The following is a 21,926-nucleotide window of genomic DNA, read 5'->3' as shown; positions in this document are numbered from 1 at the left end:
CCAAGTTCAGGATGACGATGTGCTATGGGAGAAAGAGCGCAAAACGTCGGCCGGAAGACCCACGCGAAACCTGCGTCAGATCGCCAGTCCGGCGGCCCGCGCGCTCGCCCAGGCCCATTGGAAATTGTAGCCGCCCAGCCAGCCGGTCACGTCCGCCGCCTCGCCGATGACGTAGAGGCCCGGCACCTTGCGCGCCTCCATCGTCTTCGACGAAAGCCCGGCGGTATCGATGCCGCCCGCCGTCACTTCGGCCTTGGCGAAGCCCTCCGACCCGTCAGGAACGAAAGGCCAGCGCGCCAGCTTCGCCTCCGCAGCGGCAAGCGCCTTGTCGGTGAGAGCGCCCAGTTCGCCGGAGAGCCCCAGCTTGTCGCACAGCACCTCGGCCAGCCGCTCGGGCAGGCCCTCGCCCAGTACCTTGCGCAAGGAGCTGCGCGGGCGATCGCGTTTGGCCTCCCTCAGCCAGCCTTCGGCGCGATCGGGCAGGAACTGCGTGGTGACCGTATCGCCGCGCTTCCAGTAGCTGGATATCTGGAGGATCGCTGGTCCGGACAATCCGCGATGGGTGAACAGCGCCGCCTCGCGAAACGCCGCCTTGCCGCATCTGGCCACGACCTCGGTGGAAACGCCCGAGAGGTCGCGGAACAGCGCCTCCTCGCCCGGCAGAGTCAGCGGCACCAGCGCGGGACGCGGCTGCACCACCTTGAGGCCGAACTGGCGGGCAAGGTCATAGGCAAGCCCGGTCGCGCCCATCTTCGGAATGGACGGACCGCCCGTGGCGATCACCAGCGCCGGCGCCGTGGCCGTCCGGCCGCCGAAGGCAACGCGGTAGAGGCCGTCGCCATGCCCGATCTCGCCCAGGGCATCGCCGCAGTGCACCTCGACCCCGCCCCTGGCGCATTCCTCCAGCAGCATCGCGACGATCTGCTTTGCGGAACCGTCGCAGAACAGCTGTCCCAGCGTCTTCTCGTGCCAGGCGATGCCGTAGGCCTCCACCATCTCCAGGAAATCGGCGGGGGTGTAGCGGCTCAGCGCGGACTTGGCGAAATGCCCGTTGCTCGACAGATATCGATCGGGCGCGGTGTGGATATTGGTGAAGTTGCAGCGCCCGCCGCCGGAAATCAGGATCTTCTTGCCCGGCTGTTCGGCATGATCGATCAGCAGCACGCGCTTGCCCTGCTGTCCGGCGGTGGCCGCGCAGAACAGCCCGGCGGCACCCGCGCCGAGCACGATGGCGTCGTACATGTCGCTCACGCGCCCGCAACAGCCTTGGGCTCTGCCGGAGCCAGTTCCAGCGCCAGCGCTTCCGCCACGCGGATCCCGTCAACCGCTGCCGAAAGGATGCCGCCGGCATAGCCCGCCCCCTCGCCCGCCGGATAGAGGCCGCGCGTGTTGAGGCTTTGCAGATCCTTGCCGCGCGTGATCCGCACGGGCGAGGACGTGCGCGTCTCCACCCCGGTCATCACCACGTCGGGATGGTCGTAGCCCGGCACCTGCCGTCCGAACACCGGAAGCGCCTCGCGGATCGCGTCCACCACGAAATCGGGCAGGCATTGCTTCAGCTCGGTCAGGTGGACGCCCGGCTGGTAGCTCGGCGTCACCACGCCGAACTCGGTAGAGGGCCGGTCGGCCAGGAAATCGCCCAGCTTCTGGCCCGGTGCCTTGTAGTTCTCGCCCCCGGCCTTGAAGGCCAGTTCCTCGAACTTGCGCTGGAAGGCCACGCCCGCCAGTGGATCGCCGGGGTAGTCGGTCTCCGGGTCGATATCGACCACGAGGCCGGAGTTGGCATTGAATTCGGCGCGCGAATACTGGCTCATGCCGTTGGTGACCACCCGGCCCGGCTCGCTCGCTGCCGCCACCACGCGCCCGCCCGGACACATGCAGAAGCTGTAGACGGTGCGTCCGTTCGAAGCCTTGTGCGCGATCGAATAGGCCGCTGCGCCGAGAATCTTGTTGCCCGCATTGTCGCCGTATCGGGCCGTGTCGATCCAGCTCTGCGGATGCTCGATGCGCACGCCGATCGCGAAGGGTTTGGCCTCGATGTAGACGCCGCGATCGTGCAGCGCCTCGAAGGTATCGCGCGCGGAGTGGCCCACCGCCATGATGACATGGCTGGCGGGCAGGAATTCGCCGTTCGAAAGGTGCAGCCCGGTGATCCGGCGCTCGCCTTCGCTTTCCTCCACCTCGAAATCGTCGACGCGGGTGCCAAAGCGATACTCGCCGCCGAGCTGCTCGATCGTCTCGCGCATGGACATCACCATCGTCACCAGGCGGAAGGTGCCGATATGCGGGTGCGCTTCGGTAAGGATGTCATCGGGCGCGCCGGCCTTGACGAACTCGGTCAAGACCTTGCGGCCGAGATGGCGGCTGTCCTTGATGCGGCTGTAGAGCTTGCCGTCCGAGAACGTGCCCGCGCCGCCCTCCCCAAACTGCACGTTGCTCTCGGTGTCCAGCACCGACCGCCGCCAGAGCCCGAAGGTGTCCTTGGTCCGCTCGCGCACGGCTTTGCCGCGTTCGACGATGATCGGCCGGAAGCCCATCTGCGCCAGGACCAGCGCTGCCAGCAATCCGCAGGGACCGGCGCCGATGACCACCGGACGCGGCCCCTCGAAACCCTCCGGCGCGTGGGTGACGAACTTGTAAGACGTGTCCGGCGTCGGGCGCAGATGCTGGTCGCCATGATGCGCCGCCAGCACTTGCGCCTCGTCCTTCACCAGGACGTCGAGCGTATAGACCAGCTTGATCGCGTTCTTGCGCCGCGCGTCGTTGCCCCGGCGGACCACGGTGACGCGCTCCAGTTCAGCCGGCGCGATCCCCAGCCGCGCGCAGACGGCGGCGTCGAGATCCTCGGGCGCATGGTCGAGCGGCAGGGCGAGATCGGACAGACGTAACATCCGCGCGCCCTTATACCCGTTCGCGCCGGGACGCCACGGCTTTGAGCATGCTAGGATCTCTTGCGAACCGCCCGCAACGGCGCCCGTGCGAAGCTCCATCCGCCTGCGTTGGGCCGCACCACCAGGTCTCCGATCGATGCGGGGCGACCTTCGCGCAGGCTCTCCAGCAGGCGCGCGACGGCGCTGCCGCGCGGCTCCTCGCCGCCGAGTTCGGTGATGCAGCGCGTGAGCACCCGCAGCACCACGGCGCGCGGCGCCTGAGGGCGATAGCGCAGGCCCATCGGCTCGCGGCTCACGCAGGAGCGCCATTCCAGCGCCGCCATCCAGTCCAGCGCGGCATCGGCTTCGGCCAGATGCTCGGCGCTGCGGGCGATGGCCGCGACATCGAGCCACTCCGCCGAGGCCAGCGCCTTGCGGATGCGCACCCGGTCGAAGCGGTCATTGGCGTTGCTGGGATCCTGCACGGTATCCACGCCCGCCACGACCTGCCCGAGTTCGGCGCGGCGCCAGTCCAGCACCGGCCGCAGCAGCGGTATCGCCGTTCCCGGCACCACCCCGCGCCCGCGCGCACCGGCCAGCCCCGCGACGCCGCTGGCGCGGTTGAGCCGCATCAGCAGGGTTTCGGCCTGATCGTCGGCATGATGGGCGGTCGCCAGCGCGGCCAGCCCGCGCCTCTCGATCCACTCGGCCATGGCGGCATAGCGCGCGGCCCGCGCTTCCGCCTGGACGTTTCCGGGAGCCACCTCCACCGCCAGCGTCGCGTGCGGCAGGCCGAGAGCGGCGCAGAGCGCGGCGACTCCCGCCGCCTCCCCGGCGCTTTCGGGCCGAAGCCGGTGATCCACGGTGGCCGCCTCCACCCGGCCCGGCAGCGCGGCATGCGCCAAAAGCAGCAGGGCGGTGCTGTCCGGACCGCCGGAAACCGCCACGGCAAGGCGAGCTTCGGGCGCTTCGACGCCTTCGGGCCAGACGGACGACAGCCCGGCCCTGAACCGTTCGACGGCCTCGGGCGCGGGCGTCATTGCGGGATCAGGCGCAGCTGAGCCCATTGCGCGTGGTATCGTAAGTGCCCTTCAGACGACCGGCGGCCTCGCTGGCGTAAGTCTCGCTGAATTCGGCAAGGGCGATGCAGGCGCGCTTGCTGTCCTTCAGCTGCTTCATGGAGACCGCAAGGTAGAGCAGGCTGTCGGGCGCACGGTCGCCGCGCTTGTCGGTCTGGTAGTTCTGGACGAACCACTTGGCCGCTTCCAGCGCATTGCCATCATCCAGATAGGCGCGGCCCAGCAGGTTGCGACCCCAGCTCGACCGGGCGTGCTTGGGATACTTTTCCAGGTAGAGCTTCAGCTGCTGCTGGGCCTCGGGATAGAACTTGGCTTCCCAGAGGCGATACCCGTAGCTGTATTCATCGTCGCCCGCATCGGCGCTCTGCGGCTTGACGATGGCGCGAACCGCATCGATCCGCGAGTTCGAGGGCGCTGCGGCACGCGGCGGCGTGGAAGCGGAGGGAGTCGGTGTGCTGGGGGCCGGTGCCGACACCACAGGAGCAGACGTCGAGGGAGCCGGCGCCAGGGCACCCGGCGCCGCCGCAACCGGCGCGCTTGCCGCAAGACGCGCTTCGAGCTGGTTGATCCGGTTGGTGTTCTGCTCGACCTGCGAGGTAAGCTGGCGCAGCTGCGATTCCACCGAATCGATGCGCACCAGCACATCGGTGATCGGCGTCGATGCCGGCGTGCCAGGCAGCGGGGTCGGCGTGGGCGTAGCAGGCGTTATCTGCGGTTCGAAGAACTTGCCGTCCCCGCCCGGAAAGACCTTGCGCTGCAGCGCGCGGACTTCGGCTTCCACCTTGTTGAGGCGGGAATTGGCATCCTGTGCCTGGGCGGGGCCGCTGCCAACCACCAATACGCCCACCAGCGCGCAGGCCGCGACGCTGGTCCCGGCGAGGCGCATCCTGCGCAGATCCATCGAGAAACGCTTCATCGCCAAGTCTACTCCGTGCCGGGCGCCCCACGCGCCCTGTGGGGTTCCGCGACGCCATGGACAGGAGAAACGGAACCGCTCGTTAACCAGAAAATGCCTAGCCACGGCAATTGCCGCAAGAAATGCCCTCTTGTCGAGGCGCGCTCAGTTGGAAGTGGTGGAAAGCGCGGCCGGCGCCGAAGCGCCTGCGGTCGGAACCGTCGCGGCGGGAGCCGGGGCCGAAACGGGCGCGGTGGATTGACCCCGCGCCAGAAGGTCGGCCGGCAGCAGCGAGACGCCGGACATCACCGTAGGCTTGGTGGCAAGCGGCGCAATCGCCTTGCCGCCCACCGTGATCGCCAGACCGTCGGGACGGCCGAGGCGAAGCTGCGGCGCCTGTGCGCCTTGCGGCACGGTCCAGCTTTCACCCTGCTTGAGCGTCTTTTCGACCAGCTTTCCGCTAGTGTCCGTGACCCGCAGCCATACGCCGTCCACCGTGGCGGTGAGCACGACCGGGCCGTTGGTGGGCTGCGGCGCGGGCGCGGCCGTTGGCTTTGCGGCAACCGTGGCGGCCGGCTTGGGCGCGTCCGAGGTGAGATCGGGCAACTGGCCTTCGGGCGAGAGATAGCTGCTCCAGAACACCAGCAGCAGCGCGATCACGACGACCGCGCCTGCGGCGGCAACCCAGGCGAGGCGCAGGGACGGCACACGGGCCGGATCGCCGGGCTCGAAATGCGGCACCACCACCGGTTCGCGGGCGCCTTCGGCATCGAGCTGGCGGCGGACCTGTTCGGCCACGGCCTTGTCGTCCAGCCCCAGCGCGCGGGCATAAGTGCGTGAAAAGCCCACGGCATAAGTGCGCGCGGCCAGATCACCCAGCCGGTCTTCCTCGATCGCGGAGAGATGGCGCTCGGCAATCCGGGTCTGGACCGCGATTTGCGCAATGCTCAACCCGGCGGCTTCGCGCGCCTGGCGCAAGGTCGCGCCGACCGTGGACGAACGTCCATTCGCGAAATCGGCCAAACCTTGGGACGGCCCCTGATTTTCAACGTTTTCCATTCCGCTCCCGAAGGGATGGTGACTTAAGAACCTGACGGGAACCCACCGAACCGCGCGAGAATCCAAAGTCGATCACGATACAACGGATAACTCGATCAATTTGCGGCGGATGCGACCCCGTGCACGGCCGCTAACATCCCCGCAAGTCTGCTTTATGTCAATTCTCGCACATGACGTGAATCGGTGGAAATCCTGAAGATGTCTTGTGGCGACTACGGACGACCCCGTATCGCCGCCTCAATCCACCGCAATGTCGCGCTCCAGAGCCCATGCGGTCAGTGCCGCACGCATGTCTTCGGGCGGATGGGCAAGCCACTGCTCCATGGCCGCGCCGATCTCTCCGAGATCGACCTTGCTCACCAGATCCTTGGTGGGACCGACCGAGGCCGGCGTGATCGACAGGCGCCGGATGCCCAGGCCGAGCAGCGCCAGGGCTTCCAGCCTGCGGCCGCCCATTTCGCCGCAGACGGCGATCTCTACATTGTGTCCGTCCACGCTGCGGACGACCCGGCGCAGGAAGCGCAGGATCGCGGGGCTTACCCAGTCGTAGCGCTCCGCCAGCTTGGGATTGGCGCGATCCGCCGCGAACAGGAATTGCGTGAGATCGTTGGTGCCGATCGACAGGAACGAGATCTTCGGCGCCAGCAGGTCGAGCTGCTCGGCCAGCGCCGGCACCTCAAGCATGATCCCGTAGTGGATCGCTTCGGGAAGCAGTTTCCGCTGGCTGCGCAGAAACGCGAGCTGTTTGTCGAAGACGGCCTTGGCCTGGTCGAATTCCCAAGGTTCGGCCACCAGCGGGAACATGACGTGAAGGGTGCGTCCGCCCGCCGCTTCCAGCAGGGCCCGCGCCTGGACCTTGAGCAGGCCTTCGCGTTCGAGCGCCACGCGCAGCGCCCGCCAGCCCATCGCCGGATTTTCCTCACCCTCGCCATCGTCGTGACGGAGGTACGGAAGGGTCTTGTCGCCGCCGATGTCCACGGTGCGGAACTTCACCGGCTTGTCTCCGGCGGCATCCATGACTTCGCGGTAGAGGCGCGTCTGCCGCTCGCGCGAAGGCAGCGTGGCGGAGACCAGGAACTGGAATTCCGTGCGGAACAGGCCGATGCCGTCCGCGCCGGTCAGGCTGAGATTGGCGATGTCGTCGCGCAGGCCGGCGTTGATCATGACCTGAATGCGCGTACCGTCGCGCGTCGTCGGCTGCACTTCGCGCAAGGCGGCATAAGCGGCCTGGCGCTGGCGGCTCTTCGCGAATCGCGCCTCGAACGCCTCCACCACGCCCGCCGGGGGACGAACCGTGGCAGTCGCCTGATCGGCATCGAGCAGCAACTGGTCGCCTTCGCGCACCACCCCGCGCAGGCCGCGCACGCGCCCGAGCACCGGAATGCCCATGGCCCGCGCCACGATGACGACATGGCTGGTGAGCGAGCCTTCTTCCAGGATCACGCCCTTCAGGCGGCGCTTGTCGTATTCCAGCAGTTCGGCGGGCCCGAGGTTGCGGGCGATCAGGATCGCGTCGTTGCGCAGACCCAGCGAGGCGGCGGTGCCGATCTGGCCGGAGACGATCCGCAATAGGCGGTTCGCCAGATCCTCCAGATCGTGCATGCGGTCCGCCAGCAGGGGATCGTCGATCTGCCGCATGCGCATGCGGGTGCGCTGCTGCACGCGCTCGATCGCGGCTTCGGCGGTAAGGCCGGAATCGATCGCTTCGTTGATCCGCCGCGTCCAGCCTTCGTCGTAGGCGAACATGCGGTAGGTATCGAGCACTTCGTCATGCTCGCCGCCCATGCCGAATTCGGCCTGACTGGCCATGCGGTCGATCTGCTCGCGCATCTTGTCGAAGGCATGGATCACGCGCTGACGCTCCGCCTCGGTGTCCTCGGCCACAACGTGCTCGATATTGACGCGCGGCTGGTGGAAGACCGCCTGCCCCGATGCCAGCCCCTTCACGAGGGTGAGCCCGCGCAGCTGCTCCGGCCCGGTCTGCGCCGCGCCCAGGGCGTGAACGTCCACCTCGTCGACCAGGTCGGCATTGGTGATGAGTTCGGACAGGACCATGGCCACGGTCTGGAGCGCCTCGATCTCCACTTCCTCGTAGCGGCGCGGTTCGACGTGCTGCACGCAGAGCACGCCGGCGGCGCGCTCGCGGCGGACGATCGGCACGCCCGCGAAGGAGTGGTAGCGATCCTCTCCGGTTTCCGGACGATAGGAGAAATCGGGATGCGCGGCAGCTTCCGCCAGGTTCAGCGTCTCGATCCGGTCGGCGATCGTGCCGACAAGGCCCTCGCCCACCGCCATGCGCGTGACGTGCACGGCTTCCTGCGCCAGTCCGCGCGTGGCGAACAGTTCCAGCATGCCTTCGCGCAGCAGGTAGATCGAGCAGACCTCGCTGTTGAGGCATTCGCCGATCACTTCGACTACCGTATTCAGCTTGGCCTGCGCGTGATTTCGCGACGCCATGACCTCGTGGAGGCGGGTGAGGATGTTTCGTGCTGCTTCTACGGCGCCGCTGGTCATGAAACCGGCGTAGACCAAAGCGAAGGCTTTGGAAACGCGGTGACGTCAAAAGTAGGCGTTAAAAGATGTGTTAATGGACAAAGGCTGGTTTGCCCGGTCCGCAAGGCCGTTAGCGGCAATACCGCAAAAAATTCCAGCACCGCGAAAATGCCGGCTGCCCCCGATGCCCTCCTCCGGGGGAGGAGCTGCACCGGGGGCGCCAAGGGAAACGCTTCAGTGCTTAATGGCGGGAAATTTCTTCCTTGATCCTCAGCTTCCGCTTCTTGAGGGCCTGAATCATGGCTGCGTCAGGTATCGGGCGGCTCATTTCGTCATGAATCTGTCTTTCGATTCCGGCATGCTTGAGCTGCAGAGCGCTGACGTGCGAACTATCCATGGACGGTTCTCCTCTTTGTTCGGGGGGTGGGCCGGACCCGTGCCTGCGACCTCTCATTGGCGACTCGGCATTGGCAATCCGGCGCAAAACGGATGGAACCACATCCTGCGCATCTTGCGAAGACCGCTAATGCTTCATATCGGTGAATCGCGTGTCTCCTGCGTCGAGCAGGTCATGTGAAAACAGCATCCGCTGCCTGCCATTCGAGAATAGGAAATCCCGGCGTGACCGAAGAGGAAATGCGCAAGCGCCTGGAAATTCTCAAGATCGAGCACCGCGATCTCGACGCGGCGATCGACGCGCTCGCCCTGCCCGGCGCCGGCGACCAGCTCCAGGTCGCGCGCCTGAAAAAACGTAAGCTGAAGCTGAAAGACCAGATCGCGGTGATCGAGGACTTCCTGATTCCGGATATCATCGCTTAGTTGGTCGGGCTCACGCCCGGCAAAACGGGCGTCCGCCCGTTTTGAGCGGCACCGGCCCACGCCCCCACCCGACCTCCCACTAGTGTATCCTGATGGGAGGTCGGGTGGGGGCGTGGGCCGGTGCCGCAAGCTCGTCACGGATGTGACGAGCGCACCTAAAAAAACGTACCGATTGGAGACAAGGCCCGGATTTGCCTCGAAAATGGCCGTTGTGGCAGTTGCTCCGGACTCCGTCATGGGAAATACCGGGCGCGCATGCCGAACTCCGCGACCATAAATCCGCGCATCGTCGAGACGCTCTATCACGACGCGCTGCTGCTTGCCGACGAGGTGCGCCATGCCTTCGAGCAGCCCTGCGGCTTCGACAATGACGACCCCCTCCGCATCGCGCTGTCGAGCGAGGGCCTGCGCACGACGACGCGGATGATGCACGCGATCGCCTGGCTGCTCAATCATCGCGCCTATTTCGCCGGCGAGATGAATCAGTTCCAGCTTCGCCGCAATGGTCGGCTGTCCCCGGATCTGCGCCATTCCGAAGCGGCGCAGCTTGCGAGCCTGCAACCGGAGATCATCGATCTCGTCGAATCGACCCAGCGCTTCTACGACCGGCTGTTGAGGCTGGACGCCCGCTGGCGCCTGTTCGGCGAAACGCAGCCGAGCGCGATCGAGCGCCTGCGGGAACGCCTGCAACGGCGATTGGCGAGTTAAGGAGCGCTAGTCTTTGAGTTTTGCGGCACCGGCCCGCGCCCCCACCCTACCACCCGCAGGATACTACCGTTGGGTGGTAGGGTGGGGGCGCCTAAAACCTCTGGGGGCCGGTGCTGCTCTGAAAATGCCTCTACGGGCATTTTTCAAACAGACTCTAGGCGCTCGACACGCCTCCTGCGAATGACCATATCGACGGCATGGACGCGCTGAAAGACATCGAAAAGCCCTATGCCGAGGCCGAGCGGATCGCCCCGCTCGTGCGCCGCGTGCTGGCGCGCAACCCCTCTCCCTTCACTTTCACCGGCACCCAGACCTACGTCGTGGGCGACGCAGACGAGGTCGCGGTCATCGATCCCGGCCCGGCCGATCCCGAACATGTCGAGGCGATCCTGGAGGCCGTGGGCGAGGCGCGGGTCGTGGCGATCTGCTGCACCCATACCCATCGCGATCACTCCCCCGCCGCGGCGCCGCTGAAGGTGCTTACCGGCGCGCCGATCGTCGGCTGCGCGGCGCTGACGCTGGAAGACGACGGCCCCCGCGCCGATGCCGCCTTCGATCCCGACTACCGCCCCGACCGCGTGCTGACGGACGGCGAGGCGATCTCGGGAACGGGCTGGACCCTGGAGGCCGTCGCCACGCCCGGCCATACCTCCAACCATGTCTGCTTTGCCCTGCGCGAAACCGGCGCGGTGTTCACCGGCGATCATGTCATGGGCTGGTCGACCAGCGTCGTGTCGCCGCCGGATGGCGACATGACCGACTATCTCGCGAGCCTCCAGAAACTCTACGAGCGCGAGCAGGACACTGTCTATTTTCCCGCCCACGGCCCGGCGGTCGAGAAACCGCGCCAGCTGGTGCGCGGGATGATCGGCCATCGCCGCCAGCGCGAACGGCAGATCCTGAAACAGATCGAGGCAGGCCATCGCACCGTCGCGGCGATGGTGCCGCAGATGTACCGCAGCGTGGACCAGCGCCTCTGGCCCGCCGCCGGCCGCTCGGTCCTGGCCCACCTGCTCGACCTGCAAAGACGACGCCTCGTGACGGACCATGGCGACGAGTGGTCGCTGCTCGCGCCCGATAACTGAGTCTTTGTTGGGTGCACCTTCGACATCCGTCGAAGGCTTGCGGCACCGGCCCACACCCCCACCCGACCTCCCATCCAGGATACACTGAGTGGGAGGTCGGGTGGGGGTGTGGGCCGGTGCCGCTTGAAAATGCCCCATGGGCATTTTCCAAACGACCTCCAACCCGCGCCATATTTTCCTTGGGTGTTGCGACAAGCATCCCTAGATAGGCCGCAAATCCCGGCAGGCCGAAACATCGGCACAATGCCGGCGCGACCAGACAGAGGGATACCATGACCGTAATGCCCGCCGACCTTTCCGGTATCGACGTGCGCGCCGAAATCGAGCGGCTGCGCAAGGAACGCAACGCGGTCATCCTCGCGCATTACTACCAGCGCCCCGAATTGCAGGATCTGGCGGATTTCGTGGGCGACAGCCTGGAACTGAGCCGCAAGGCCGCCGAGACCGACGCCGAGGTCATCGCCTTCTGCGGCGTGAAATTCATGGCCGAAACCGCGAAGATCCTTTCGCCGAACAAGATCGTGGTGCTGCCCGACCTCGAAGCCGGGTGCAGCCTGGAAGATTCCTGCCCGCCCGAAAAATTCGCCGCTTTCCGCGCCGCGCATCCGGACCATATCGCGCTCACCTACATCAACTGCTCGACCGAGGTGAAGGCGCTGTCCGACATCATCGTCACCAGTTCCAGCGCCGAGACGATCCTCCAGCAGATTCCGGCCGACCAGAAGATCATCTTCGGTCCGGACCGTCATCTCGGAGGCTACCTCAGCCGCAAGTTCGGGCGCGAGATGCTGCTCTGGCCGGGTGTCTGCATCGTTCACGAGGCTTTCAGCGAGACCGAACTGCTCAAGCTGAAGGCCCAGCATCCCACCGCGCCGATCGCCGCGCACCCGGAATGCCCGCCGCATATCGTCGATCACGCCGATTATGTGGGTTCGACCAGCGGTATCCTGCAATACGCCAAGACCGTGGAAGGCGACACGCTGATCGTCGCCACGGAGCCGCACATCATCCATCAGATGCAGTTGGCGATCCCGAACAAGACGTTCATCGGCGCACCCGGTGCGGACGGCAACTGCAACTGCAACATCTGCCCCTACATGGCGCTGAACACGCTGGAGAAGCTCTACGTTGCGCTGCGCGACCTGGAACCGCGCATCGAGATCGACGAACAGCTTCGCCTGGATGCGAAGAAGAGCCTGGATCGCATGCTCGACATGGCCAGCGGCACCGTCGGCAAGGGCGATCTCGGAACTCGCTGAAGGCACAGCTGCCGAAGACAGGCGCGATAGACGGAATCGGGGTGAGTGCGAGCACCGACCCCGATCCTGCCCCCGGCAAATATCGCGCCGTGGCTTGGGTCGCGCGTTTGGCAACGATTGCATTGAGCCGAACTTCTTCAAAAACTCCCAGAACACCGCGCTTTATCAAGTCCATCCCGTTGCCGTTAGGTATTCGTGACATAGCGTGTTATGCCTTGACCCGCTGATGTCGAATTTGCGACGGGCATCGCCAGTCTTCGTTCGCGCACCGGAAATTTTCCGGCGCATGGACAGGCTGGGACGATTTCCTTTCAATTGACGCACTGACGCACGACCGGGTTCTGTAATATCGCCGAACCCTTATTTCGTTTCTTGAAAGGAAACAAACATGCCGATCGGCACCGTGAAATTCTTCAACACCGACAAGGGTTACGGCTTCATCGCTCCGGAAGACGGCGGCCAGGACAGCTTCGTGCACATTTCGGCCGTCCAGAACGCCGGCATGCACACGCTCGAAAAGGAACAGCGCCTCTCCTACGAGATCGAAGTCGGCCGCAACGGCAAGGCTTCGGCCGTCAACCTGAAGTCCGCCTGATTTCGCGAAGGAGGCGAACCACCTTCGCCTCCTTCGTCACATGGCAGATACGAAAAACCCCCGCAGGCATGAGCCGGCGGGGGTTTTTCATGATCTCTAGATTAGCCAGGCGGTCGACCGAATTTCGTCAGTCGACCATCGTGGCGACGATGCGCCGCAGATCCTGCCTGGAAAGCGCGCCCGGCTCTACGTTGCGCCGGAAATCGGCGGAAGCGAGCGGGAGCGATTGAGATACTGTGTGGACGCGCTTGAAAGCGTCCGACCTTTGATAATGCATGTTTTCCTTAAGCGCGGCACACTGGCCGCATCCTCTTATCTTCTAAAATTGCTGCGCCGCTTGGGCGGGCCGCCGACCTGGCCGGGGGTACGTTCACGGAACACGATGCGACCCTTGGTCAGATCGTAAGGCGTCATTTCGACGTGCACACGATCGCCAACCACCGAGCGGATGCGGAACTTGCGCATCTTGCCTGCGGTGTAGGCGATGATCTTGTGCTCGTTATCGAGCACGACAGCGAAACGTCCGTCGGGAAGGATTTCTTCGATGAAACCCTCCATGGTCAGCAGTTCTTCCTTGGCCAAAGCATCCAGTCCGAAAAAGGGTTGCCCCAAAGCAGCCACGCGAAAGGCGCGTCGGCCTTGAGGGCCAGGCAGCTGAAATGGGGATGAAAAGGCTGCTATGCGCAGCCGTCAGTTCCCGTCGCAGGCGACGTAGCGGTTTCCATATAGCTCGTGTCGCGAAAAATGCAAGTCCGACGATCAGACGGCGACTTCTCGCCACTCGCCGGGAGCCAGACCGCCGAGCGCCCAGTCGCCTATGCGCCAGCGCACGAGACGCAGGGTGGGGTGGCCGATGGCGGCGGTCATGCGGCGCACCTGGCGGTTACGCCCCTCGGAAATGGTCAGCTCGATCCAGCAGTCCGCAACGGTCTTGCGGAACCGTACCGGGGGATTGCGCGGCCAGAGTTCCGGATCGTCGATTCGGCGGGCGGAGGCGGGCCGGGTCGGGCCATCGTTGAGCACCACGCCCTTGCGCAGCGCCTCCAATGCGGCTTCGTCAGGCTCCCCCTCCACTTGCGCGAGATAGGTCTTGGCCGTCTTGTAGCGCGGATCCGAAATCCGGGACTGAAGCCGCCCGTCGTCGGTCAGCAGCAGCAGCCCCTCGCTATCGCGATCGAGCCGTCCCGCCGGGTAGACGCCGGGCACGTCGACGAAATCCGAAAGCGTCGCGCGCGGCGTGGGCGAACGCGCGTCGGTGAACTGCGAGAGGACGTCATAGGGCTTGTTGAACAGGATGAGGCGCGCCATTGGGTCGTCCTAGCAGCGCGGCTGGCGCGAGTCTTTGTTTTGTGCGCCCGTCACATCCGTGACGAGCTTGCGGCACCGGCCCACGCCCCCACCCGACCTCCCATTCAGTGTATCCTAGATGGGAGGTCGGGTGGGGGCGTGGGCTGGTGCCGCACAAAAATGGCCGGACGGCCATTTTTGCCCGGGCGTGAGCCCGGATTAAGCCTGCTCCCCTCGCGTCTTCCAAAGCGACCAGCCAACGCCGCCCGCGATCAGCGCCAGGGTCACGCCCAGGCTGATGAGCGGCGGGAACTTCGCCCCGCCCAGCACGAAGTCCGCGACCAGGATCTTCGCGCCGATGAACACCAGCACCAGCGCCAGCGCATACTTCAGGTAGTGGAAGCGATGCACCATCGCCGCCAGCGCGAAATAGAGCGCGCGCAGGCCCAGGATCGCCATGATGTTCGAGGTATAGACGATGAAGGTGTCGGTCGTGATCGAGAAGATCGCCGGCACCGAGTCCACCGCGAACACAAGGTCGGCCAGGTTGATCACCACCAGCGCCAGAAACAGCGGAGTCGCGGCCCAAACCAGCTTGCCGGCGGCATTGTGCTCGCGCACGAAGAAGTGCTCGCCGTGATGCGCCTTGGTCACCCGCATATGGCGCGAGATCCAGCGGATCACGGGGTTGTTGCCGATATCGGGGTCATGCTCCTTGGCGAAGAGCATCTTCACGCCGGTGTAGACGAGGAACGCGGCGAAGAAATACATCACCCAGTGCGCCTGCGAAACCAGCGCCACGCCGCCCGCGATCATCAGCCCGCGCAGCACGATCACCGCCATGATACCCCAGAGCAGCGCGCGATACTGGTACTTGGGCGCGATCGCGAAGAAGCCGAAGATCATCGAGATCACGAAGACGTTGTCGATCGATAGCGCCTTCTCGATGAAGTAGCCGGTGAAATAGGCGATGCCGTCCTCGGAGCCCTTGGCCCACCAGACCCATGTGCCGAAGGCCATGGCGATGGCGATGTAGAAAACCGAGAGCTTCAGCGATTCGGCAATGCCCATCTCCCGGTCTTCCTTATGCAGGAAGCCGAGGTCGAAGGCGGTCAGAACGAAGACGAGGCCGGCAAAAGCCAGCCAGAACCATGCCGGTGTACCCAACAGGTCATAAAACAGGAAATCCAAGGGGTTAGCTCCCGATTGGGCCCAAAGCCCGATGAAACAGGAAGCGCCGACGCGAAAATGGGGGGGAACGCGCCGGCGCGAGGGTTACAGACTGCCTGCGACGGCTGCGGGGGGATGCAACCGCGCGAGTCTGCCCCTGAACTCCTGTTTCAGTCTCTTCAGCCTTGCAATCTCAAGGGGATCGGCAAAGCGTCGGCCCTGCGCGAAGCGCAACAGGACATCGAGTTTCTGGTGCCGCTCAAGCAGGCGGAACATCTGGTCGGTCATTTCAAATCCCTATCGAACATATGGTGGTTCGATCGGATGACCCTCAGCAAGGTTCCTGTTGCCTGAGCTATCGGGACTGGTTGAATCCCCGGAACCTGCATCGGTTTCACCCGATGCGGTCCGACATCACGAGGCGCCTTCCGAGGAAAACGCCGCGCCAGAGGGGCCCGGCCCGCAAGACGCACATAGCCATCGGCCCGGCGATTTTCAACCCCGCTTGACGGAATGTGCACTTATGATATTAATATGATATCACTTTTACGCGATACTGCACTTACAGGGGGCTTGTCCGATGGCCGACGCGCATCTTCCGATCAATTCCAGCCGCGAAGCCACGGCTTCCAGCATCAGCGGTTACGTCATGCTGCTGGTTTTCCTGATCATCCTGGCGGCGATCATGCTGGCCGTGCTCTCGCTGGGCAGCGTCGGCTCCAGCGCCGGCGCGGTGCTGGGGATGTTCGCCTTCATCATCCCCGCCGTTGCCGCCGAAGTGTTGATCGCCTCGGGATTCTACATGATCCAGCCGAACCAGGCGGCGGCGATCACCCTGTTCGGCTCCTATCGCGGCACCGACCGGGCCGCCGGCCTGCGCTGGGTCTGGCCGTGGATGGGCAAGCGCAAGATCTCCGTGCGCGCCAACAACGTCGTTTCGGAAAAGCTCAAGGTCAACGACTTGCGCGGCAATCCTATCGAGATCGCCACCAATGTCGTCTGGCGCGTCGCCGACACGGCCCAGGCGCTCTACGACGTGGACGACTACAAGGCCTTCGTGAACGTGCAGATCGAAGCCGCCGTGCGCTCGATCGGCTCGCGCTATGCCTATGACGATGTCGAGGATGCCGAAATCACGCTGCGCGGCAGCCACGAGCAGGTGAACGCCGAACTGCGCACCGAACTGATCGAACGCCTGCGCGTGGCCGGCATCACCGTGGACGAGTGCGGCCTTACCCACCTTGCCTATGCACCCGAGATCGCCGGCGCCATGCTGCGCCGCCAGCAGGCCGAAGCCGTGATCGCCGCGCGCCGCAAGCTGGTGGAAGGTGCGGTCTCGATGGTGGAGATGGCGCTGGCGCAGCTTTCGGAAAAGAACGTGGTCGAACTCGACGACGAGCGCCGCGCGGCGATGGTCTCGAACCTGATGGTCGTGCTCTGCGGCGAGCGGGATACCCAGCCGGTCGTGAACACCGGCACCCTGTACCAGTAAGGCGGCACGGCGCATGGCGAACCCCGGCAAGAAGGCCTTTGCCTTGCGGCTGGACCCGGCGCTGCACGAAGCGCTGGAGCGCTGTGCCGCGGCCGACTTCCGCTCGGTCAATGCCCAGGTGGAAGTGCTGCTGCGCGAGGCGCTGGTTCGTCGCGGGATGAAAGTGGACGTCAGCGCCCCGGCGCGTCGCGGACGGCCGCCGATCGCTCCGGAAAGTCTTGGCGAAAGTGACGGAGAAGGTCAGGAGGACGGGACATGATGCACGAAGCACTCAAGGACGGCGCCTGGTTCGCCCGTCGCCGCCTGGGTTTCGGGATCGGCATGCCCATCACTTGGCAGGGCTGGCTGCTGCTGGCGGCCTATCTCACAGCGCTGGCGGGCATAAAATTGATCGAACATGCCGGTTGGGCGGGAAGCCGCCCCTTCGCCTTCGGGCTGCTTCTTCCCCTTACCGCGATCTTCCTGGTCGTTGCCGGGAAGCGCACGCGGCGCAAGTCCGCGCCCGTCCGATCCGAGGCAGACGCAGCCCCCAGCCCGTCCAGCGAGGATACCCTGTTCCTCTGCACGCGGCGCGGCTGGAAGATCAATTGCCAGCCGTGCAGCCGAGCCGGGTGGTTTGCACTTGCCGCCTGGACGCTTCCGCTCCTGCCGATGAGCCTGTGCCTCGCATGGCTGCTCCTGCGCCTGCCCGAGCATGCGGCAGTTATCGGCATCGCCTTTTCGTTGATCGTGCTGATCTGGTGCGCGGGGATGGCGCTGTGGATCGTCAGTCGCAGCGAGACGGTCGATTCATAGGACCGCAGTGGACCCCGCAGCCCTGTCCCGGCGCGGGACAGGGCGAAACGCGTGTCACCGCGCCCGCATGCAGGCGCTAGACCGGGTCCATGAACCGTCCGACCCGACTCGCTTTCGCTCTCGGCCTGCCCTTGCTGGCTGCCGTGCCCACCGCCAGTTCGCTGGGCCAGAGCGGCGATGCCGCGCCCTACACGGTCGCTGAGACCGGGCGGAGCTTCACGCGCTTGCAGGATGCGGTGGATGCCATCGGCGACGGACGCGGAACGATCCGCTTCGCCTCGCTGCGCTTCGCCGATTGCGCCGTACAGGGCCAGGGCGACGTTACCTACCAGGCTACGGTCCCCGGCCAATCCGTGCTCGACGGCAAGGCCTGCGAGGACAAGGCCGCGCTGGTGCTGCGCGGGCGCAACGCCCGGATCGAAGGGCTGGTCTTCGCCAACATCCGGGTGCCGGACAAGAACGGCGCCGGAGTCCGGCTGGAGCACGGCAATCTTTCCGTTTCGCAGGCCTGGTTCCGCGACAGCGAACAGGGCGTGCTCAGCGGCGACGATGCGCAAGGGGCGATCCGGATCGACAAGTCCACCTTCACCCGCCTCGGCACCTGCGAGGGGCCGGGCTGCGCGCATTCGGTCTATATCGGCAACTACGGCCTGCTGGCGATCACCCGCAGCCGTTTCGAAGCGGGTACCGGCGGCCACTATGTGAAAAGCCGCGCGGCACGGATCGAACTGACCGATTCCAGCTTCGACGATACCGCAGGTCGCGGCACCAACTACATGGTGGACCTGCCGGAAGGCGCCACGGGGACCATCGCCGGCAACTGGTTCGTGCAGGGACGCGACAAGGAGAACTACTCCGCATTCGTCGCCGTCGCCGCCGAGCACCGCAGCCACCCTTCGGCGGGACTGGCGGTGGAAGGCAACAATGCGCGCTTCGCCCCCGGCGTCGACCGCCGCAGCGCCTTCGTGGCGGACTGGTCGGGCGAACCGCTGAAGCTGGGCCAGAATGCGCTCGGTGCAGGGATTGCCGGGTTCGAGAAGCGCTGAAGGAAGCGTACTCACGCTGCGGTCCCAAAAGCGCCGTTTCGTGAACGACCTTCTGGCCATTCACCCGTCATCCTGAACTTGTTTCAGGATCCATGCTTCCCAACAAACCACCGCTTCGGTGGCGAGATGGATCCTGAAACAAGTTCAGGATGACGCCGGTCTTAGATTTACCCTCAACCCCAAGCCGGAGCCTGGTCAGAGGATATGCCCGGTCCGGTCCCGCTTGGTGTCGAGGTAGCGGGCATTGTGCGGGTTCGGCGGTAGCTGGTGCGGCACCCGCTCCACCACGTCCACGCCCACGCCTTCCAGCGCGGCGACCTTGGCCGGGTTGTTGGTCATCAGCCGGATCGACGACACGCCAAGCAGGTCCAGCATCCGTGCCGCCACCGGGAAATCGCGCGCTTCGGTGGGCAGGCCGAGACGGTTGTTGGCGTCCACCGTGTCGTAACCGAGGTCCTGGAGGCTATAGGCGCGCAGCTTGTTGACCAGGCCGATGCCGCGCCCTTCCTGCCGGAGGTAGAGCAGCACGCCCCAGCCACCCTGCCCGGCTTCCTGCGCCATGGCCCGCAGCGCCGCGTCGAGCTGCGGCCCGCAGTCGCACTTCAGGCTGCCGAGGATGTCGCCGGTCAGGCATTCCGAATGAAGCCGGACCAGTGGCGCCCGGTCCCCGTCCTGCGTGCCGATCACCAGCGCGACATGCTCGCGCAAGTCGTCGAGCGAGCGGAAGGCGACGATCTCCGCCTCCTCGCAGGCCTCCACCGGCAGACGCGCGCGCGAGGCGATCACAAGGCGCGCGGTGTCCTTCCATGCCGCCAGATCGTCCGGCGAGACGGATTGCGCCTCCCCTTCGATCTCCGGCGCGACCAGGAAGGCGGGTAGGATGCCGGCGAGCCGCGCAAGTTCCATGGCGGTTCGCGCCTGTTCCAGGTCGTCGATGTGTTCGGCGGCGAACGGCCCCTTCATCGGGTGCGCGAGGTCCAGCGCCGGATCGGCAACTGCCCGCGCGGTTTCCAGGTCGAAGGCTTCGGCCGCACGGATCAGCACGGGGGCCTCGGGAATGGCGGCTTCGCGCTGGTTGGCCAGCTTGAGCGTTACGGCCCGCGCCGCCGAGATCAACATGCGCGGCGCCGTGGCGCCCGGCGCGAATCCGGTCTCGGCCGGGAGCAGAACCGGCCCCTCGCCCACGCGCACGGCCCAGCCATGGCGCAGCGCATCGAGCGCCAGCGCGACCCGGCGAGGCCCGGCACTGGCCAAACCCGTGGGACCGGCGGCAGGCGGATTGCCGTTCAGAGATCGAACTCCGTGATCAGCGGAACGTGGTCGCTCGGCTGTTCCCAGCGGCGCGTTTCCTCCACGAATCGGTGCGCACGCGCCTGCTTCGCGAGGTCGGGCGAGGCCCACATATGGTCGAGGCGGCGGCCCTGGTCCTTCTGGCGCCAGTAGCTGCGGTAGGACCACCAGGAATAACTGCGCTCGGGCGCCGGGATGAACTCGCGGCCGAGATCGACCCAGCCGTGCGCGTCGCGGAAGCGGCCCAGCGTCTCCACCTCGATCGGCGTGTGGCTGACCACCTTGAGCAGCGCCTTGTGGTTGTAGACGTCCGATTCGAGGGGGGCGATGTTGAAGTCCCCGACGATCAGTGTCGGCCGATCCACCTTATCCGCCCAGCGCGTCATGCGTTCGAGGAAATCGAGCTTCTGGCCGAACTTCAGGTTCACCTCCCGGTCGGCGATGTCGCCGCCGGCCGGGATGTAGACGTTCTCCAGGATCATGCCCTGCCCGGCGCCTTGCAGCTCCACGCCCACATGGCGCGCCTCGCCGTTGTCCTGCCAGTCGTAGCGGCTGAACTCGGTGAAGGGCACGCGGCTGACGGTGGCGACGCCGTGATAGCCCTTCTGCCCATGGATTGCGCGGTGGGTATATCCGAGTCGTTCGAACATCTCATGCGGGAAGAGATGCTCCGCGACCTTGATTTCCTGAAGGCAGAGAACGTCAGGCGACTGCTCGGTCAGGAAGCGCTCGACCTGATCGATGCGAAGGCGGACCGAATTGATGTTCCAGGTGGCAATCTTCATGCCGCAGCCAATAGGCATCCGATCCCGCAATTGCCAGAGGCGGCGATGAAAACTGCCCGTGCTCCGCTCCTCCTTGGGAAGGAACCCGCCTTTTTGGGTCTGTGGTTTGGTCCAGGTCGGAGCGAGAATGCTGCCGATCGAGAACCGGAGCGCAGCGGCCTTCTGGCCGTGAGCACCGGAAGCGCAGAGCGGTAGCGTTCGCAGCCCGGCATGGGCCGAACCACAGACCCAAAAAACAAAAACCCTCGGTCCGGGGGCAGAGGACCGAGGGTTCATGTAAGCGTTCGTCACGCTAAATCAGAGGGTCTTTGCGGAGGCGTGGGCAACAGGGGGGAAACCCGCCTCGAACCGCTCTGACAAATTCAATCTAGGCGCTGTTGGCTTGCTGCCAAGTGAACGAGATTCAGAAAAGTGTAGCATTCCGTCGCAGCCAGCGGGCATCTCGCGACAGGACGTTGCATCCCGTCGACGAGGCCATCGCGTCTGTTAACGGCGCGTGCGGGGGCGCGGATCGACCCAGCGGAAGTCGTTATCGGAAACCGGAACGCCGTAGCGCTGATTCGACAGCGAGATCGTGGTGCGCTTGTTCTGCGAATCGAGCGCGACCCAATAGCTCAGCTCCAGCCCGCCCGGCGCGGACGCGTTGCGGGTGAAGATGAGGGTGATCACGCCGTATTCGGGGTGCGAACGGTCGCGCACCTCGATGCTGACGACGTTGGGATTGCCGCTCGGCTTGACCGTGCCGTATTTGGTCATGTCGCGCCGGGGGTCGATGATCGGTCCCAGGGGCGTATTGCCGATCGGCCAGCGCTGCACCTGCTTCACCGAGTAGTCGATCATGGTCAGCGCCTTGCCGTCGCTGACGATCAGCAACTGGGCGCTCTTCTCGTACTGGAAGCGGATCTTGCCGGGGCGCATCAGCGTCAGCTGACCGGTCAGGCTCTGCCCGTTTCGGTCCGTCTGGACGAAATCGGCCTTCATCGTCGAGATTGCGCGCAGCGCCTCGACAGCCTGGTTCAGTTGCGCCGAATCGCCCGAAGGCGCGGCCAACGCAGGCGTTGCCGGAAGAAGGGCAGGAACGCAAAGCGCGGCCAAAGCGGCCGCGCTAGCGCAAGAGCGAATGATCTTGAAAGTGCGGTTCATGGTGCTCCCACTGGGTTTGCAGGCTTGAACCGCCCCTTAATCGCAAGGTTCCCGAA

The 21,926-nt window shown here is 65.4% G+C and carries 24 protein-coding genes; 10 read left to right on the top strand and 14 right to left on the bottom strand.

Annotated features, from left to right (window positions below):
- Positions 1 to 75 precede the first annotated feature (75 nt).
- The 7 genes from ACI3K3_RS01495 to ACI3K3_RS01465 form a co-directional block, all read right to left on the bottom strand.
- A complete protein-coding gene (locus ACI3K3_RS01495) occupies positions 76 to 1,242 on the bottom strand; it encodes an NAD(P)/FAD-dependent oxidoreductase (RefSeq protein WP_404911787.1) in 1,167 nt (388 codons plus the stop codon).
- 5 nt (positions 1,243 to 1,247) lie between these two features.
- Positions 1,248 to 2,891 carry an NAD(P)/FAD-dependent oxidoreductase gene (locus ACI3K3_RS01490; RefSeq protein ID WP_404911603.1) on the bottom strand — a complete coding sequence of 548 codons (1,644 nt, stop codon included), beginning with the start codon at positions 2,889 to 2,891 and terminating at the stop codon, positions 1,248 to 1,250.
- Between the two features lie 50 nt (positions 2,892 to 2,941).
- Positions 2,942 to 3,910, bottom strand: a complete 969-nt coding sequence (gene tilS, locus ACI3K3_RS01485) for a tRNA lysidine(34) synthetase TilS (protein WP_404911602.1) — start codon at positions 3,908 to 3,910, stop codon at positions 2,942 to 2,944.
- Positions 3,911 to 3,917: 7 nt separating this feature from the next.
- Complete coding sequence (locus tag ACI3K3_RS01480; RefSeq protein ID WP_404911601.1) at positions 3,918 to 4,865, bottom strand: tetratricopeptide repeat protein; 948 nt, start codon at positions 4,863 to 4,865, stop codon at positions 3,918 to 3,920.
- A 144-nt stretch (positions 4,866 to 5,009) separates the two neighbouring features.
- Positions 5,010 to 5,867, bottom strand: a complete 858-nt coding sequence (locus tag ACI3K3_RS01475) for a helix-turn-helix domain-containing protein (RefSeq protein ID WP_404911600.1) — start codon at positions 5,865 to 5,867, stop codon at positions 5,010 to 5,012.
- Between the two features lie 273 nt (positions 5,868 to 6,140).
- The gene (gene ptsP / locus ACI3K3_RS01470) at positions 6,141 to 8,417 is read right to left on the bottom strand and encodes a phosphoenolpyruvate--protein phosphotransferase (protein ID WP_404911599.1); all 2,277 of its coding nucleotides are present in this window, start codon (positions 8,415 to 8,417) and stop codon (positions 6,141 to 6,143) included.
- Positions 8,418 to 8,637: 220 nt separating this feature from the next.
- Positions 8,638 to 8,793 (bottom strand): YdcH family protein, encoded by a 156-nt coding sequence (locus ACI3K3_RS01465; RefSeq protein ID WP_086490165.1) that lies wholly within the window; start codon positions 8,791 to 8,793, stop codon positions 8,638 to 8,640.
- Between the two features lie 224 nt (positions 8,794 to 9,017).
- Here ACI3K3_RS01465 and ACI3K3_RS01460 point away from each other — a divergent pair, with 224 nt between their 5' ends.
- The 5 genes from ACI3K3_RS01460 to ACI3K3_RS01440 all read left to right on the top strand — a co-directional run bounded on the left by ACI3K3_RS01460 (position 9,018) and on the right by ACI3K3_RS01440 (position 12,862).
- Positions 9,018 to 9,215, top strand: coding sequence for a YdcH family protein (locus ACI3K3_RS01460; protein ID WP_404911598.1), 198 nt, complete (start codon positions 9,018 to 9,020; stop codon positions 9,213 to 9,215).
- 255 nt (positions 9,216 to 9,470) lie between these two features.
- Positions 9,471 to 9,923, top strand: a complete 453-nt coding sequence (locus ACI3K3_RS01455) for a DUF1465 family protein (RefSeq protein ID WP_404911597.1) — start codon at positions 9,471 to 9,473, stop codon at positions 9,921 to 9,923.
- Between the two features lie 197 nt (positions 9,924 to 10,120).
- Entirely contained in the window at positions 10,121 to 11,008 is an 888-nt protein-coding gene (locus ACI3K3_RS01450) for an MBL fold metallo-hydrolase (RefSeq protein WP_404911596.1), read from the top strand.
- A gap of 272 nt (positions 11,009 to 11,280) precedes the next feature.
- A complete protein-coding gene (gene nadA, locus ACI3K3_RS01445; RefSeq protein WP_404911595.1) occupies positions 11,281 to 12,267 on the top strand; it encodes a quinolinate synthase NadA in 987 nt (328 codons plus the stop codon).
- 388 nt (positions 12,268 to 12,655) lie between these two features.
- Positions 12,656 to 12,862 carry a cold-shock protein gene (locus ACI3K3_RS01440; RefSeq protein ID WP_313439713.1) on the top strand — a complete coding sequence of 69 codons (207 nt, stop codon included), beginning with the start codon at positions 12,656 to 12,658 and terminating at the stop codon, positions 12,860 to 12,862.
- A gap of 127 nt (positions 12,863 to 12,989) precedes the next feature.
- Here ACI3K3_RS01440 and ACI3K3_RS01435 read toward each other — a convergent pair whose 3' ends face one another.
- From ACI3K3_RS01435 to ACI3K3_RS01420, 4 genes are all read right to left on the bottom strand, one after another.
- On the bottom strand, positions 12,990 to 13,139 hold the full coding sequence (locus tag ACI3K3_RS01435) for a hypothetical protein (protein WP_404911594.1): 150 nt from the start codon (positions 13,137 to 13,139) through the stop codon (positions 12,990 to 12,992).
- Between the two features lie 35 nt (positions 13,140 to 13,174).
- Positions 13,175 to 13,444 carry a translation initiation factor IF-1 gene (gene infA / locus ACI3K3_RS01430; protein WP_313439707.1) on the bottom strand — a complete coding sequence of 90 codons (270 nt, stop codon included), beginning with the start codon at positions 13,442 to 13,444 and terminating at the stop codon, positions 13,175 to 13,177.
- 177 nt (positions 13,445 to 13,621) lie between these two features.
- A complete protein-coding gene (locus tag ACI3K3_RS01425) occupies positions 13,622 to 14,170 on the bottom strand; it encodes a pseudouridine synthase (protein ID WP_404911593.1) in 549 nt (182 codons plus the stop codon).
- A gap of 198 nt (positions 14,171 to 14,368) precedes the next feature.
- A complete protein-coding gene (locus ACI3K3_RS01420) occupies positions 14,369 to 15,340 on the bottom strand; it encodes a TerC family protein (RefSeq protein ID WP_404911592.1) in 972 nt (323 codons plus the stop codon).
- A gap of 114 nt (positions 15,341 to 15,454) precedes the next feature.
- On the opposite strand from ACI3K3_RS01420, the gene ACI3K3_RS01415 reads away from it, so the two are divergent.
- From ACI3K3_RS01415 to ACI3K3_RS01395, 5 genes are all read left to right on the top strand, one after another.
- Complete coding sequence (locus ACI3K3_RS01415; protein ID WP_404911591.1) at positions 15,455 to 15,673, top strand: hypothetical protein; 219 nt, start codon at positions 15,455 to 15,457, stop codon at positions 15,671 to 15,673.
- Positions 15,674 to 15,899: 226 nt separating this feature from the next.
- On the top strand, positions 15,900 to 16,811 hold the full coding sequence (locus ACI3K3_RS01410; protein WP_404911590.1) for an SPFH domain-containing protein: 912 nt from the start codon (positions 15,900 to 15,902) through the stop codon (positions 16,809 to 16,811).
- Between the two features lie 13 nt (positions 16,812 to 16,824).
- Positions 16,825 to 17,070: a toxin-antitoxin system HicB family antitoxin gene (locus ACI3K3_RS01405; protein ID WP_404911589.1), complete on the top strand. Its 246-nt coding sequence runs from the start codon at positions 16,825 to 16,827 to the stop codon at positions 17,068 to 17,070.
- The gene (locus ACI3K3_RS01400; RefSeq protein WP_404911588.1) at positions 17,067 to 17,606 is read left to right on the top strand and encodes a hypothetical protein; all 540 of its coding nucleotides are present in this window, start codon (positions 17,067 to 17,069) and stop codon (positions 17,604 to 17,606) included. The genes ACI3K3_RS01405 and ACI3K3_RS01400 overlap by 4 nt, the downstream gene beginning before the upstream one ends.
- A gap of 89 nt (positions 17,607 to 17,695) precedes the next feature.
- Positions 17,696 to 18,652: a right-handed parallel beta-helix repeat-containing protein gene (locus ACI3K3_RS01395; RefSeq protein WP_404911587.1), complete on the top strand. Its 957-nt coding sequence runs from the start codon at positions 17,696 to 17,698 to the stop codon at positions 18,650 to 18,652.
- A 195-nt stretch (positions 18,653 to 18,847) separates the two neighbouring features.
- Here ACI3K3_RS01395 and ribA read toward each other — a convergent pair whose 3' ends face one another.
- The 3 genes from ribA to ACI3K3_RS01380 all read right to left on the bottom strand — a co-directional run bounded on the left by ribA (position 18,848) and on the right by ACI3K3_RS01380 (position 21,870).
- Complete coding sequence (gene ribA, locus ACI3K3_RS01390; RefSeq protein WP_404911586.1) at positions 18,848 to 19,906, bottom strand: GTP cyclohydrolase II; 1,059 nt, start codon at positions 19,904 to 19,906, stop codon at positions 18,848 to 18,850.
- A 32-nt stretch (positions 19,907 to 19,938) separates the two neighbouring features.
- On the bottom strand, positions 19,939 to 20,727 hold the full coding sequence (gene xth, locus ACI3K3_RS01385; protein ID WP_404911585.1) for an exodeoxyribonuclease III: 789 nt from the start codon (positions 20,725 to 20,727) through the stop codon (positions 19,939 to 19,941).
- 486 nt (positions 20,728 to 21,213) lie between these two features.
- On the bottom strand, positions 21,214 to 21,870 hold the full coding sequence (locus ACI3K3_RS01380; RefSeq protein ID WP_404911584.1) for a LolA family protein: 657 nt from the start codon (positions 21,868 to 21,870) through the stop codon (positions 21,214 to 21,216).
- Between the last annotated feature and the right edge of the window lie 56 nt (positions 21,871 to 21,926).

The organism is Novosphingobium sp. ZW T3_23 (assembly GCF_044987305.1).
Lineage (GTDB): Bacteria > Pseudomonadota > Alphaproteobacteria > Sphingomonadales > Sphingomonadaceae > Novosphingobium.
The sequence above is the reverse complement of the archived record's forward strand: the minus strand, read 5'-3'. Positions and strand labels throughout refer to the sequence as shown.